We start from the raw sequence: 14,908 nt of genomic DNA, 5'->3' as shown, positions 1-14,908 counted from the left end.
GGTCCGGAGTCCTGAAATGTGCGTGAGATGTGGGTGAAAGGGGCTCACGCCACCTTTGTCCCCATGGGGATGAATGCGCGTGTACTGCTGGCCGACGACGAGCACCTGGTCCGCGGGGCGCTCGTCGCGCTGCTGGGGTTGGAGCAGGACATCGAGGTCGTGGCGCAGGTCGCCCGTGGGGACGAGATCAGCGGGGCGGTGGCCGAGCACCGCCCCGACGTCGCGGTGATCGACATCGAGCTGCCCGGGATGGACGGGCTGGCCGCCGCCGAGGCGATCCGTTCGCAGTGCAAGGTCGTGATCCTCACCCGCCTGGTACGGCCCGGCCATCTACGGCGGGCGATGGCGGCGGGGGTGAGCGGGTTCCTCGGCAAGCACGCGCATGCCGAGGAACTGGGCGAGGCGATCCGCAAGGTCCACCGGGGTGGCCGGTATCTCGACGCGGAGCTGGTGATGGACGCCATGGCGGTCGGCGACAGCCCGTTGACCCCCCGGGAACGGGAGACGCTGCGACTGGCCGACGACGGTGCGACCATCGGCGGGATCGCCAGGAAGCTGCACCTGACCGAGGGCACGGTCCGCAACTACATCTCCAACGCCATGTCCAAGCTGAACGCCCAGAACAGGCTGGAGGCGATCCGCACCGCCCAGCGGATGGGCTGGCTCTAAGCGTCACGCCGCTCGTTGACGACCACCGCGATCGCGAGCGGGACCACCGCCCAGGCCACCATCAGCCCGAGTGAGGGGAGAGGGGCGACCACCGTTTCGGGCCCCACCTCCGACTGGGGTGCCGCGGCCCCGACGGCCAGCATGCTGGGCAGGTAATCCAGGTTGTCCGCCACCCGAGCCGGGACCATCGGCGCCAGAAACATGGGCAGGTAGAAGACGGCGAACACGATCATGATGGCGGCGGGGGTGTTCCGGACCAGCGAGCCCACCGCCAACGCCGCGACCCCCGCGAGCCCCACCGCGACCGCGCCGCGGACGATGCCGACGAGCACGCCCGGCGCCGTGATCGTGGTATCGAGATCGTGTATGGACAGGATGAACTGGCCGGCGACGAACGACGCCACGTTCATCACCAGCCCGATCACGATTCCGGCCAGGAACACGGTCAGCGCCTTCGAGGTCAGCAGCATCGTCCGGTTCGGCACCGCGGCCAGCGTGGAGCGGATCTGGCCCGTGCCGTACTCGGAGGTGATGTTCTGCGCCGAGAACACCAGGACCGCGAACAGACCGAACCCGACCCCGAACATCGAGTAGCTGACGGGGGCGAAGGCCGACTCGGCCTGCGCACGTTCGGCGAGGGAAGCACTCGCCCATTCCGCCATCATGCCCGCCGCGACCATGACGCCGATGGCGACGGAGACGAGCACGGCGGCGAACGCGCTCCAGTAGGTGGAGGCGATCGAGGACATCTTGCCCAGCTCGGACCGGAGCACGTAGATCATCGGGTGCCCCCCTGGGCCTGGTATTCGACGCTGTCGGCGGTCAGTTCCATGAACACGGTCTCCAATGACGCGTACACGGGTGTGAGTTCGTGCAGGGTGAGCGCGTGGTCGGTGGCCAGCTCGGCGATCCGCTCGGGAGTCATCCCCGACACCTGCAGGTCGCCGTCCCCCATGGTGACCTTCGCTCCCGCGTTCTCCAGCACGGTCGCCACCCGGGACAGCTGCCGGCCCTTGACGCGAACGTGGCCCTGCGAGCCCTGCGCGATCAGCTCCTGGGTGGTCATGTCGGCGATGAGCTTGCCGCGGCCGATGACGATGAGCTGGTCGGCGGTGTCGGCCATCTCGCTCATCAGATGGCTGGAGACCAGGACGGTCCGCCCTTCCGACGCGAACTTCTTCATCATGGTCCGGATCCAGCGCACCCCTTCGGGGTCGAGCCCGTTCACCGGCTCGTCGAAGATCAGCACCTCCGGATCGCCGAGCAGCGCCGCGGCGATGCCGAGCCGCTGGCTCATCCCCAGCGAGAACCTCTTGGGCTTGCGTACGGCCACGCTGGTGAGCCCGGTGTACTCCAGCACCTCGTCCACCCGGCCGCGCGCGATCCCGTTGCTGCGCGCCAACCCGAGCAGGTGGCCGCGGGCGCTCCTCCCCCCGTGCGCGGCCTTGGCGTCCAGCAGGCAGCCCACCCGGTGCAGGGGCTTCTTCAGGCTCCGGTACGGCTTGCCGCCGATCGTGGCGGTGCCGCGCGTGGGATGGTCGAGGCCGAGGATCAGCCGCATCGTCGTGCTCTTGCCCGCCCCGTTCGGGCCCAGGAACCCGGTCACCACACCGGGTCGCACCTGAAAGGAGAGGCCCTCCACCGCGAGCCTGCCCCCGTAGCGCTTCGTGAGGTCGGAAACCTCGATCACGCTGTCTCCCTCCGTCGTTGTTGCGATGCGTCAAGGGTGGCCGGGGCGCGCGGACGGCAGTAGTGTGCGCGGTCATCGGCGCCTGTTGACGGGAGTCATCGTCGGGAGGATGACTCCGGGCACGCCGTCCCGCGGTGAGACTCCGGTGAAATGTCCGTGGAACGCCGTGCTCCCAGGCTGGTCCGCATGCCGATGACTGACATGACCAGGAGCGTGGCCTGCGGGACGGCGCTCGTGCTCGCCCTTTCCGCCTGTGGTGCGCTGGGGCGGCCGGCCCAGCCCACATCCTCCGTGAAGGCTCCCGAGGCCCCGGCCCAGGACCGGCCCGAGGACCCCTCCCCCACGCAGGAGGAGTCCCCTGCGCCCTCGCAGTCGTCCTCGGAGGGCGTGGTCGCCGGGCCCACCTCGTCGGCGCTGCCGGTCGAGGGCCGGAACCTGCGCCTGGTCAGGTCCGGCGAGAACGAGCTGGCGCTGCAGTTCGAGCTCTTCAACAGCACGGACGACGAGATCTCGCTCGGCGCCCTCGGCCTCGACAGCCGCGAGCAGCTGATCACGCTGGTGGACCTGCCCCGTGGCACCGCGTACGGCCTGATCGGCAGCTCGGGCCCGGACGGGCGGATCAGCGCGGACGTCGACATCGAGCCGGGCCGCTCGGCCCCGGTGACGGCGGTCTTCGCGGCGCCGCCCAAGGAGGCCACCGAGATGCTCGTCGTGCTCAACGGCCTGCTCCCGGTGACCGTGCCGATCACGGACGCCGAACCGGCCGACGACCCCGCGCTGCGTGGCCCGCACAACAAGCTCCAGGTCGGTCCGCTGGTCTGCAGGACGACGGGCGGCACGCGTGAGGCGTTCCGGCTGCCCAGCGACGTGCTGTTCGAGTTCGGCAGCTCAAAGCTGTCGCCGTCGGCCAGGACCGCCGTCGAGGCGCTGCGCGGCCGCGTCTCCGCCTCGTCCGGATCTGTGACCGTGGACGGGCACACCGACGCGATCGGGGGCACCTCCGACAACCAGACGCTGTCGGAGGAGCGCGCCGCGGCCGTCAGCCAGGTGCTGCGTCCCGCTCTCGGAGACGGTTTCGCCTACCGGGCGAAGGGGCACGGCGAGGGCGAGCCCGTGGCGCCCAACGTCAAGCCCGACGGCAGCGACGACCCGGACGGGCGGGCGCAGAACAGGCGGGTCGAGGTGCAGATCGACAGCGACACCGCCGTACGCCCCCCGGAGACGGGGACCGACCTGACCGACGCGGGGCTCCGGGTGCGGGTGGAGAGCGTACGGCGGCTTTCGGGCTACCTCCTGGCGAGCGTCAAGGTCACCAACCCCGGGTCGCAGGCCGCATCCCTCGAGTACGAGAACCACTTCACGCCGAAGGAGCTCACCTCGGGCCAGCTGTCGATCGCGGCTCAGAACGGCCGGCAGGAGCTGTGCGGCTTCGCCGAGCCCACGTACTTCGACTTCGTCGGCACGATGAGCGCCTCCTTCGCGCCGGGCAAGCTCGACACGGTGCCCGCGGGCGCCGAGGTGACGCTGTGGGGGCTCTTCCCTGCGCCGAGCGCTAACGTCACGTCGGTGAAGGTCCAGGTCGGCGGCTACGACCAGGCGCTCCCGGCCGAGGTGGCAGCGAGCTGAGGCGGTCACGGTGTGGTGAGCGCGGCTCTGACCTCCTCCAGGCGGGCGGCGTAGCGGGGCCAGCCGAAGCCCGAGGCGGCGTAGGCGGCGGCCGTCGCCTCGGCCAGTTCCCCGGCCCGCCGCCGGTCCCGGCCCGCGAGCGCCAGCGCCGCCGACACCGCCCGGGCCGCCAGCCAGGGCGTGCTGTGCTCGGCCGACTCGGCGTAGACCTCGTCCAGCAGCGCCGCGGCCTCGCCGAGCTCCCCGCGCCGGATGAGCACGTCGGCCAGGTCGATGTGCGCCATGCTCGCTCCGGAGCCGTCGGTGACGGCATAACCGACGGCCGTGCGCATGTGACCCTCCGCCCGGGCCAGATCCCCCTCGGCCGTGGAGACGGCGCCCCTGATCAGCTCGTTGAGGGGGAGGATCTGCCGGTCGTCCAGCCGCGCGGCGTAGTGGTCGGACTCGGTGGCGCAGGCCAGCGCCTCCTTGAGGTGGCCCATGCCCAGCAGCGCCTGCGCCTGGTTGCTGAGACCGCGCGCCAGCCCGTGCTCGTCACCGGTCTCCAGGTCGAAGGAGTTGGCGGTGACATAGCGCTGGAGCGCCTGCTCGGCATCGCCCGAGTACAGGTGGAGCGTGCCGAGCGCGTCGGCGAAGGCGGACACCCGCTGCGTGTGGGAGACGCTTTCGGCCAGCTCCAGGCCCTGGAGCAGCGGAGGGAGCGCCTCGCGCAGGCGGCCGCGCTCGATCTCCACGATGCCGCGGTAGTAGAGGACGTTCATGGTCACCATGTCGTCCGACGCGATCTCGGCCAACTCGGCGGCCCTGGTCAGGAGCTCGGCCGCCGCGTCGAACTTGCCGACCATGGTGGAGACGAAGGCGTGGTCGCTCAGCGCGGTCGCCCGCTCGGTCGGCGTGCTGCCCGGCGCGTCGGCCAGGGCCGAGAAATGCCGCTCGGCCTCGCCGTACCAGCCGCGGATCAGCCACGGGGTGTGCAGTTCGAGCGCCAGCCGCAGGCCGTCGGCCGCCCGCTCGGTGCCGGGGGCGCGCTCCAGCGCGTCGAGCAGGTTGGGCCACTCCGCGAACACGGCCGACACCTCCTCCGCCGCGAGGAAGTCGGTCGGCGCGCCGAGCCGGCGGACGAACGCCACGCACCAGCCCAGGTGGGAGGCCAGCGCGCCCTCCGTCTCCCCGGCGGCGAGCAGCTTCGCCCGCGCGTAGTCGCGCACCGTCTCCAGCAGGCCGAACCGCCGCCCGCCCCCGGACGTCTCCACGGTGACCAGGCTCCGGTCGGCCAGCTCGGCCAGCGCGGGCGCGACGTCCCCGACGGTCATGCCCTCCCCGGCGGCGTCGCCCGTGCCAGGGACGCCCGTGCCGGGAGCGCCCGTGCCGGGGGCGCCCGCCGCGCCCGGCACGACGTGTTCGGCGGCCTCCAGGTCGAAGCCGCCGCTGAACACCGACACCCGCCGCAGCACCAGCCGCTCCCGCTCGGCCAGCAGGTCGTGGCTCCAGTCGAGGGCGGCGCGCAGGCTCGTGTGCCGGCCGCCCGCGTTGCGGCCGCCGCCCACCAGCAGGCGCAGCCGGTCCTCCACGCGTGCGGCCAGTTGCGCCACGGTGAGCGTACGGGTCAGACCGGCGGCCAGCTCGATCCCCAGCGGCAGCCGGTCCACGGCGGCGCAGATCGCCGCGACGGCGGCGGGCTCGGCGTCGGCCTGGTCGGGGGCGCACCGCTGGGTGAACAGCGTCGCCGCCGCGCGCGCGGGCAGCGGCCCGACCCGGTTGAGCTCCTCCCCCGCCGCCAGCAGCGGGAGCTGCGAGGTGACCAGCACGGCCAGCCCATCGGTACGGCCCAGCAGCCCGACGACGAGCTCGGCCACCTGGTCGATGAGGTGCTCGGCGTTGTCGAGCACCAGCAGCCCGCCGTCCAGGCGCGCGGCCAGCTCCGGCAGGGGATCGTCGGACTCCGACTCCAGCTCCACGGCCGCCGCCACCGCCGCGCGCACCGCCCCTTCCCGGTGTAACGGCGCCAGCTCCACCAGCGTCACCGCCCTGGGCTCCGCGGCCGGGGCCTGGGCCACGGCCTTGGCCGCCTCGATCGCGAGCCGCGACTTGCCGCTGCCCGGCCCGCCCGTGAGCGTGACGAGCCCCGGCCGCGCGAGCCGCCTCACCAGCGCCGCCAGCTCGCCGTCCCGTCCGACGAAGCTCGTCGCGGGGCCCGGCAGGCGTACCCGGGGGCGAGCCTGATCCGGGGCGGGCGGCTCGGCGGGGAGCGGCGACGACTCCGGCCCGGGCGGCCCGACGGAGAGGGGGTACGGTGCCCCGGGCGACCCGGCGGAGGTCGGGGACGGTGCGCCGGGCGACCCGGCGGAGGGCGGGGACGGCTCCGCCTCGGGCGACCCTGCAGAGAGCAGGGGCGGCTCCGGGCTGGGCGCGATCTCGCTTTCCGCCGGGGCGGCGTTCGTGACCTGCAGGGACGGATCCTGGCGGAGGATCCGCAGCTCCAGCGCGGCCGTCTCCGGGACCGGGTCGACGCCGAGCGCGTCGGCCAGCCTGCGGCGGAGCCTGGCCAGCCGGTCGAGCGCGTCGGCCTGCCTGCCGGTGCGGTAGAGGGCCAGCGCCAGCAGGCAGGACAGGCGCTCGTGCAGTGGATGCTCGTCCGCCAGCCGCTCCAGCTCCGCGCTCACCTCGGCCGCCGCGCCCAGGGCGAGGTCGGCGGTGAGCCGCTGCACCAGCAGGTCCAGCCGCCACGCCTCCAGCCGCTCCCCCTCCAGCTCGGCATAGGGGATCGCCCGCAGGTCCGCCAGCGCGCTCCCGCGCCAGAGCCCGAGCGCCTGCGCCGCCGAGGCCCTGGCGCCCGCGTGGTCGCCGGACCTGGCCGCAGCGTGCGCCCGTTCGGCGGCGGCCCGGGCCTGGACCAGGTCGGCGGCGTGGGCGTCGAGCGCGTAGCCGCCAGGCGTCCTGACCAGGGGCGACGCCTGCCGCGACCGGCCCGCGCCGGCCCCGCTCTGCCCGGGACCGCCGGAGCCGGCGGGGAGGGCGGCGCGCAGGCGGGAGACGAGGACCCGCAGGCGCTCGGTGGGACGGGCCAGCTCCGCCTCCCCCCACAGGTCGGCGGCCAGCCGCGCGTCGGGGACCGGAGACCCGCCCGCGAGCGCGAGCCGGGTCAGCAGCGCGCGCTCCAGGAGGCGATCCACCACGATCGTCGCCTCTCCGGCACGGACAGTGACCGGTCCGAGCACGAGGACGTCTAGGCCGGGGAGGGAGGGCATGGGGGAATTATCTCAGCGAATTCCGTGAGACGTCCGTGAAATGGGGGTGCAAGGTCATCCGCTCACGCTGGGTGCATGACACAAGACATCACGGACCTGCGATCCACCGTACAAGGAGAGGTCCTCACGCCGCGGGACGCCGGCTACGAGGACGCCCGGGCCCTGCACAACGGCATGATCAGCCGCAGGCCGGCCGCGATCGTGCGGGTCAGCGGCACCGCCGACGTCGTCAGCGCGCTCTCCTACGCCCGCGAGCACGGTCTGGAGGTCAGCGTGCGCGGCGGCGGGCACGGGGTGGCCGGGCACGCGCTGGGCGGCGACCTCGTGATCGACCTGTCGGCGCTGCGCGGCGTCACCGTGGACGCGGCCGCCCGGACGGCCGTCGTCCAGGCCGGCGCGATCTGGGGCGAGGTCGACCAGGCCACGCAGGCGCACGGCCTGGCCGTGCCCGGCGGCCGGATCAGCCACACCGGCGTCGCCGGGCTCACCCTCGGAGGCGGCGAGGGCTGGCTGTCCGCGAAGTACGGGCTGAGCTGCGACAACCTGATCGCCGTCGAGCTCGTCACCGCCGACGGCCGGGTGGTCGTCGCCGACGACGAGAGCGAGCCCGAGCTGATGTGGGCGCTGCGCGGCGGGGGCGGCAACTTCGGCGTGGTCATGTCGTTCACCTTCCGCCTGCACCCGCTGGGCCCGCTGGTGCTCGGCGGCATGATCGGCTACCGGGTGTCGGACGCGCCCGCCGTACTGGAGGCCCTGGACCGGCTGCACTCGGCCGGGCACGACGACTTCGCACCCGCGGCGGTCTTCCTGACGGCGCCTCCGGCGCCGTTCGTACCCGGGCACGTGGTCGGGCGGCCGATCCTCGCGATCGTGCCCGTCTGGCTCGGCGACCCGGAGGCGGGCGCCGACACGATCCAGCCGCTCTTCGAGGCGGCGACGCCGCTGTTCGACGCCGTCCAGCCGATGCCGTACCTGGCGCTGCAGTCGATGCTGGACGACGGCTCGCAGCCGGGGCGGCGCAACAGGTGGTCGGCGGAGTTCGTGTCCGGCCTCGAGCCGAACCTGATCTCCGACCTGCAGGACGCCGCGATCGCCGCGCCGAGCCCGCTGTCGCAGCTGATCGTCTCGCCGCTGCCGGAGGCGGTCAGGACGGCGCCGGACTCCGCCTTCCCCAGCCGCGACGGCGGGCGCTGGCTGGTGCATCCCGTCGGCGTCTGGGTGGATCCCGGCGACGACCCCGCCAACCTCGCCTGGGTGGAGGAGGTGACCACGGCGATCAGGAAGCACGGGGTCACCGGCTCCTACCTGAACCTGGAGCAGGCCGACGACGACCGGGTGCGCTGGGCGATGGGCGTGAACAGGTACCGCAGACTGCAGCAGGTGAAGGCGGCCTGGGACCCCGGCGACGTGTTCCGCCACTGCGCCCACGTCAGCCCATGAGGTCCTCGAAGTGAACCCGCCCGCCCGGACCGCGGGCGGGTGCCGGTCACGCTAGGACGGCTGCCTGGCCGAACGCCACTCGGGCGCGAGCACCGACCAGATCTCCAGATCGTGCCGCTTGCCCCGGTGCGGGTAGCTCTCCCGGAGCACGCCGTCCTTGGTCATCCCCAGCCGCCGGGCCACGGCGATGCTGGCCGCGTTCTCCGCCGCGACGATCCACTCGATGCGGTGGATGCCCCGTTCCTCGACGGCCCAATCGATGATCACCCGTGCGGCCCTGGTCACCAGGCCCTTGCCCGCCGCCGACGGCTCCAGCCAGCAGCCCACCTCCGCGAGCCCCCTCGGGACGTCCATCGTGCGGAAGAGCACGCCGCCGACCAGCGTGCCGTCCGTCCAGATGCCGTAGATCCGCCCGGTGTCGGTGGCGGCCTTCTCCGCGTACGACAGCAGCAGGGACCGGCTCGACTCCAGGTCCGTGACCTTGTCCGGCAGCGCGATGAACTGCCCGACGAACTCCCGGCCCCGGTCCATGTGGGCCAGGAGCTCCTCGGCCCGCCACGGCTCCAGCGGGCGCAGCTCCGCGCCGTCCTCGCCCAGGGATATTGCGAACATCGTTCCCCCAACGATCGAAAACCAGGCCATATCGCCAGGAGATCCTCTCACGCGGCCGGTCCGGGCAGGTTGGCGATCTTCCCGAACAGCCCAAAACTGTGCATCGTCCCGCACGCCGACCGGCCGGGCCCGGCAGGCGCCCGACGACACTGCTGCCATGGACACGCATGACACCGAAGGCGACCAGGAGCGGACCGAGTTCGCGGGGGCCGTGTACGGCTCGCTGCTCGCGGCCTCGGTCGTGGCCGGCAGCGCGGTGGACGGCACGCCGCTCTATGCGGGCGACCTCGTGGTCGTGTTGATCTGCACGGGCGTGGTGTTCTGGCTCGCCCACGTCTACGCCTGGGTGGTGTCCAGCAGAACCCAGCCCCTGACCTGGCAGCGGCTCCGCACGGCCGGCCGGCACGACTGGCCGGTGGCGCAGGCGTCCTTCCCTCCTGCCATCGGCGCCGCCTTCGCCTCGTCGCTGGGCCTGTCCGACAAGGCGGCGACCTGGGTGGCGCTGGTCGTCGCCGTGGCGAGCCAGGCTGCCTGGGCCGTCACGGCGGCTGTGACCGCCCGGGCCCCCGCGCGGGTCATAGCCCTTTCCGGGGCCGCCAACCTCGCGCTGGGGCTGGCCATCATCGCGCTCAAGACGCTGGTCGGCTCCCATTGAGGTCTTGACACGGCGCCGCCGATTTGAAAACTTCCTTAACAGATCGGGGTTGACAACGTTGTCATCACTCCTCTTGGGAGACCGCTGTGAGCACCCTCTGGCCTTCCCCGTCCCGTCGTAAACGATCTCTTATGATGGCGGTCTTATGCGCCGTGACCACCCTCGTCCTCGCCGCACCCGCCGCCGCGCTGACCGGCCCGGCCGGACCTGAAGCCGTGCCCAATCCCGGCCCTTCGGGCACCCCGACTCCCAACCCCTCCTACAGCCCGCCCCCCGGCCCGCAGGCCGCCGAGCCGGCCCCGCCCGCGGCGGAGACGCAGCGGGCGGCGCGGGACGGGCAGGCCCTGGCCCAGGCCGAGGGCGCGGCCTTCGCCTCCTCCTTCGAGCCCGGCGACCCGCAGCCGACGTGGGTCAACACGCCGGAGACCGACGCCCGCGGCGGCAAGAAGGCCGCGAACGTCACCGGCACCCTGCCCGGACGCGTCGAGGGCAGCATCTCGGACCAGCTCGCCCAGGTCAGCGCCAGCGGCGAGAACGCCTCCGGCGGCGAGGGAAAGGAGAACCTGGCCGACGATGACGCGAACACCAAGTGGCTGGTGTTCACCGGCACCGCCTGGGCGCAGTACGGCCTGTCCGGCCCGGTCGCGGTCGTGCACTACGCGCTGACCTCCGCCAACGACGCACCCGAACGCGACCCGCGCGACTGGCAGCTGCAGGGCTCCCAGGACGGGCAGAACTGGACCACCCTGGACACCCGGACCGGCGAGACGTTCACCGCGCGCTTCCAGCGCAAGGAGTACCGCTTCGCCAACCCGACCGCCTACGCCCACTACCGGCTCAACGTCACCCGGATCGGCAGCGGCTCGATCCTGCAGCTGGCCGAGTGGGAGCTGTCGGACGGCCGGACCGGCCCCGAGCCGCCCAGCGACATGCGCAGCCAGATCGGCTCGGGGCCGAACGGCGGCTTCGTGTCCAAGCCGCGCGCCGGCTTCTCCGGCCTGCGGGCGTTCCAGTACGCGGGCAGCACCACGGCGCCGACCGGCGGCCACTCCACCAACAAGGTGTTCGAGGTGGACATCCCGGTCACGGCCACGACGGAGCTGTCCTACCTGGTCTTCCCCGAGTTCACCGCGGCCGACCTGCGCTACCCCAGCACGTACGTCTCGGTGGACCTGGCCTTCCGCGACGGCACGTACCTCAGCGACCTCAAGGCCGTCGACCAGCACGGCGTCCGGCTGGCGCCGCGCGAGCAGGGCGAGTCCAAGACCCTGTACGCCGACCAGTGGAACTACAAGCGCGCCCAGATCGGCGAGGTCGCCAAGGGCAAGCGGATCAGCCGCATCCTGGTGGCCTACGACAGCCCCGTGGGTCCCGCCGGGTTCCGCGGGTGGGTGGACGACATCAAGATCGTCTCGGAGCGGAAGCGGCAGCCGTACGAGGGCCGCCCGGCACGCGACGACCGGAGCCCCGCCCAGTACGTGGTGACCACCCGGGGGACCCACTCCACCGGCGGCTTCTCGCGGGGGAACAACTTCCCGGCCACCGCGGTGCCGCACGGGTTCAACTTCTGGACCCCGATGACCAACGCCGGCTCGACGAGCTGGCTGTACGACTACCACCGGGCCAACAACGCCGCCAACCTGCCCCAGATCCAGGCGTTCGCCGCCAGCCACGAGCCCAGCCCGTGGATGGGCGACCGGCAGACGTTCCAGTTCATGCCCTCGGCGGCCGAGGGCGTGCCGAACCCGTCCCGTACCGCCCGCGCGCTGGCCTTCCGCCACGAGCGGGAGGTCGCGCAGCCGCACCTGTACGCGGTCACCTTCGACAGCGGGCTCAAGACCGAGATCGCCCCGGCGGACCACTCGGCGCTGGCCCGCTTCACCTTCCCCGGCCCCGAGGCCAAGCTGATCTTCGACAACGTGGGCAACAGCGGCGGCCTGACCCTGGACACGACCGGCGGTGTGGTGACCGGCTACTCCGACGTGCGCAGCGACCTGTCCACCGGGGCCACGCGGATGTTCTACTACGCCGTCTTCGACCGCCCGGTCACCGGCGGCGGCAAGCTGACCGGCCAGGGCCGCGACAACGTGCTCGGCTACCTGTCCTTCGACGCGGGCACGACTCGGACGGTCACCATGCGCATCGCGTCCTCGCTGATCAGCGTCGACCAGGCCAGGCACAACCTGGAGCTGGAGATCGCCGCCTCGGACACCCTGGAGACGGTCAGCGAGCGGGCCCGGCGGGCGTGGGACGCCAAGCTGGGCGTCATCGAGGTCGAAGGGGCGAGCCGGGACCAGCTGACCACTTTGTACTCCAACCTGTACCGGCTGTTCCTGTATCCCAACTCCGGCTTCGAGAACACCGGCACCGCCGCCGCGCCGATCTACAAGCACGCCGTGCAGTCGGCGACCAGCACCCCGCCCAGCACGCCCACCCAGACCGGGGCTCCGGTGGCGGACGGGAAGGTGTACGTCAACAACGGCTTCTGGGACACCTACCGCACCACCTGGCCCGCGTACGCGCTGCTCACGCCGAAGGCGGCCGGGGAGATGATCGACGGGTTCGTGCGGCAGTACCTGGACGGCGGCTGGATCGCCCGGTGGTCCTCGCCCGGGTACGCCGATCTGATGGTCGGCACCAGCTCCGACGTCGCCTTCGCCGACGCGTACCTGAAGGGGGTGACCGGCTTCGACGCCGTGGCCGCGTACCAGGCCGCGGTCAAGAACGCCACCGTCGCCCCGCCCACCCGGCACGTGGGTCGCAAGGGCCTGAACACCTCCGTCTTCCTCGGCTACACGAGCATCCAGTCGACCGGCGAGGCGATGTCGTGGGCGATGGACGGCTACATCAACGACTTCGGGATCGCGAACATGGCCAAGGCGCTGGCCGAGCGATCCACGGGGGCGCAGCGGGCCCGCTACCTGGAGGAGTACGAATACTTCCAGAACCGGGCCCGTAACTACGTCCACCTGTTCGACCCGGCGGTGCGCTTCTTCCAGGGCAGGAACGCCGACGGCTCCTTCCGGCGCAAGCCGAGCGCCTACGACCCGCGTACATGGGGCTTCGACTACACCGAGACCGACGGCTGGAACATGGCCTTCCACGTCCCGCAGGACGGCCGCGGCCTGGCCAACCTGTACGGCGGCGCCGACAGGCTGGCCGCCAAGTTGGACACGTTCTTCGCCACCCAGGAGACGGCGACCTTCCCCGGCTCGTACGGGGGGATCATCCACGAGATGCGCGAGGCCCGGGACATCCGGATGGGCCAGTACGGGCAGAGCAACCAGCCCTCGCACCACATCGCCTACATGTACGACTACGCGGGACAACCGTGGAAGACCCAGGCCAAGGTGCGCGAGGCGCTCTCGCGGCTGTACCTGGGCAGCGAGATCGGCCAGGGCTACCCCGGCGACGAGGACAACGGGGAGATGTCGGCCTGGCAGGTCTTCGGGGCGCTCGGCTTCTACCCGCTGCAGATGGGCAGCCCCTACTACGCGATCGGCTCGCCGCTGTTCAAGAAGGCGACGGTGCGTCTGGAGGGTGGTAGGAAGCTGGTCATCAGGGCGCCGGGCAACAGCGCGCGCAACGTCTACGTGCAGGGGTTGAAGGTCAACGGCAGGGCGTACGACAAGACGTACCTTCCGCACGACCTGCTCGCCAAGGGCGGCGAGCTGGTGTTCGAGATGGGACCGAAGCCGTCGCGCTGGGGCACCGGCAAGAACGCCGCCCCGCCCTCGATCACCGGCGACGACCGGATCCCCGCCCCGCTGCACGACGTCACGGGGCCGGGGCGCGGCACGGCGTCGGCGGCCGGCGGCGCCGACGTGAGCGCGCTGTTCGACGACGACTCGGCGACCCGGGCGACGCTGCCCGAATGGGTGCGGTACACCTTCGACGGCGACCGGGAGGCGCGTTACTACACGCTCACCTCCGGCGCCGGCCAGCCGTCCGAGGATCCCTCCGGATGGGTCCTGGAGGGCTCCGCCGACGGCACGTCGTGGAAGGTGCTCGACGAGCGGGCCGGCGAGAGCTTCCAGTGGCGGCTGCAGACCCGGCCGTTCAAGATCGCGCATCCTGGCGCGTACGCCCACTACCGGATCAGGTTCACCGGCGGAACGTCGCTCGCGGAGATCGAGCTGCTCGCCCCCGCGCCGCCCGCCACGTCGCCGCTGGTCATCGAGGCCAACGGGGTCTTCGCCTCGCCCGGGGAGACCGTTACGCTCCCGGTGACCGTGTCCGATCACGCCGACCGGCCCGCCACCGGGCGGCTGACCGCGACCGGCCCGCAGGGCTGGACCGTCCAGCCGGAGGCCGCCGCCTTCGGCCCCATCGCGCCGGGCGCGTCGCAGACCGTGACGTTCCAGGTGACGGTGCCGGCGACGGCGGGTCCCGGCAGCCACCCGGTCCGGCTCGCCGCGACCTCCGACCAGGGAGCGGCCGGCGAGCAGGTGACGGTCACGGTGGTCGGCGACACCGTGGAGTTCACGCCCGGCACGGCGGCCGAGGAGCCGTGGCTGCTGGAGGCCGACGGGTCCCAGCTCGACGGCGAGGTGTTCGACGGGCGCGCCCGTTTCACCGACGGCGACAGCCACGCCACTTATCGGTTCGTGCTGCCGGCCCAGGTGAGCGGAGGTTCGGTGACGCTGGACATCGGCAACCAGTTCCTGGTGCAGGTGTCGGCCGACAACCGGGACTGGCGGACCGTGCTGCAGGAGAGCGCCGACGTGCGTGACCTGTCCAACCGTTCGGCGCGCACGCTCGACCTCAACGAGCTGCGGGGCGAGGCCCGTACGTTCTACCTGCGCATCGGGGACAGCCGGCCGGACAACGGCTGGGGGTCCTGGCTGGCCAGGGTACGGCTGGACCTGCGGCGCTAGGGCCTGTACGGAGTTCAGATCTTCAGATGGGTTGAAGGCTTCGGATCCACAAGATGGCTCCGCGTAGGTGAAGGCCGGCGAGGTAGCTGTC

9 protein-coding genes are annotated in these 14,908 nt (G+C 72.4%); 5 read left to right on the top strand and 4 right to left on the bottom strand.

Going from position 1 to position 14,908, the window contains the following annotated elements:
* The first annotated feature begins 69 nt into the window (after positions 1–69).
* Complete coding sequence (locus ACIBI9_RS47795; RefSeq protein ID WP_397233210.1) at positions 70–669, top strand: response regulator; 600 nt, start codon at positions 70–72, stop codon at positions 667–669.
* Here ACIBI9_RS47795 and ACIBI9_RS47790 read toward each other — a convergent pair.
* Together ACIBI9_RS47790 and ACIBI9_RS47785 are read right to left on the bottom strand one after the other, a co-directional pair.
* Positions 666–1,451 (bottom strand): hypothetical protein, encoded by a 786-nt coding sequence (locus ACIBI9_RS47790; protein WP_397233208.1) that lies wholly within the window; start codon positions 1,449–1,451, stop codon positions 666–668. The genes ACIBI9_RS47795 and ACIBI9_RS47790 overlap by 4 nt on opposite strands.
* Positions 1,448–2,359 (bottom strand): ABC transporter ATP-binding protein, encoded by a 912-nt coding sequence (locus ACIBI9_RS47785; protein ID WP_397233206.1) that lies wholly within the window; start codon positions 2,357–2,359, stop codon positions 1,448–1,450. The genes ACIBI9_RS47790 and ACIBI9_RS47785 overlap by 4 nt, the downstream gene beginning before the upstream one ends.
* Before the next feature lie 186 nt (positions 2,360–2,545).
* On the opposite strand from ACIBI9_RS47785, the gene ACIBI9_RS47780 reads away from it, so the two are divergent.
* Positions 2,546–3,985: an OmpA family protein gene (locus ACIBI9_RS47780; protein ID WP_397233204.1), complete on the top strand. Its 1,440-nt coding sequence runs from the start codon at positions 2,546–2,548 to the stop codon at positions 3,983–3,985.
* 5 nt (positions 3,986–3,990) lie between these two features.
* On the opposite strand, the gene ACIBI9_RS47775 is transcribed toward ACIBI9_RS47780, so the two are convergent.
* Positions 3,991–7,233: an AfsR/SARP family transcriptional regulator gene (locus ACIBI9_RS47775; protein WP_397233202.1), complete on the bottom strand. Its 3,243-nt coding sequence runs from the start codon at positions 7,231–7,233 to the stop codon at positions 3,991–3,993.
* Between the two features lie 75 nt (positions 7,234–7,308).
* Between ACIBI9_RS47775 and ACIBI9_RS47770 the strand changes: the two genes are divergently transcribed.
* The gene (locus tag ACIBI9_RS47770) at positions 7,309–8,673 is read left to right on the top strand and encodes an FAD-binding oxidoreductase (RefSeq protein ID WP_397233200.1); all 1,365 of its coding nucleotides are present in this window, start codon (positions 7,309–7,311) and stop codon (positions 8,671–8,673) included.
* A gap of 51 nt (positions 8,674–8,724) precedes the next feature.
* Here ACIBI9_RS47770 and ACIBI9_RS47765 read toward each other — a convergent pair whose 3' ends face one another.
* On the bottom strand, positions 8,725–9,285 hold the full coding sequence (locus ACIBI9_RS47765) for a GNAT family N-acetyltransferase (protein ID WP_397233198.1): 561 nt from the start codon (positions 9,283–9,285) through the stop codon (positions 8,725–8,727).
* A gap of 157 nt (positions 9,286–9,442) precedes the next feature.
* On the opposite strand from ACIBI9_RS47765, the gene ACIBI9_RS47760 reads away from it, so the two are divergent.
* Positions 9,443–9,940 carry a hypothetical protein gene (locus ACIBI9_RS47760; protein ID WP_397233196.1) on the top strand — a complete coding sequence of 166 codons (498 nt, stop codon included), beginning with the start codon at positions 9,443–9,445 and terminating at the stop codon, positions 9,938–9,940.
* A 152-nt stretch (positions 9,941–10,092) separates the two neighbouring features.
* Positions 10,093–14,817: a GH92 family glycosyl hydrolase gene (locus ACIBI9_RS47755; RefSeq protein ID WP_397233194.1), complete on the top strand. Its 4,725-nt coding sequence runs from the start codon at positions 10,093–10,095 to the stop codon at positions 14,815–14,817.
* Positions 14,818–14,908: the final 91 nt, after the last annotated feature.

The organism is Nonomuraea sp. NPDC050451 (genome assembly GCF_044458585.1).
Note: the sequence above shows the minus strand (reverse complement) of the source record. Positions and strands in the feature narration are given on the sequence as shown.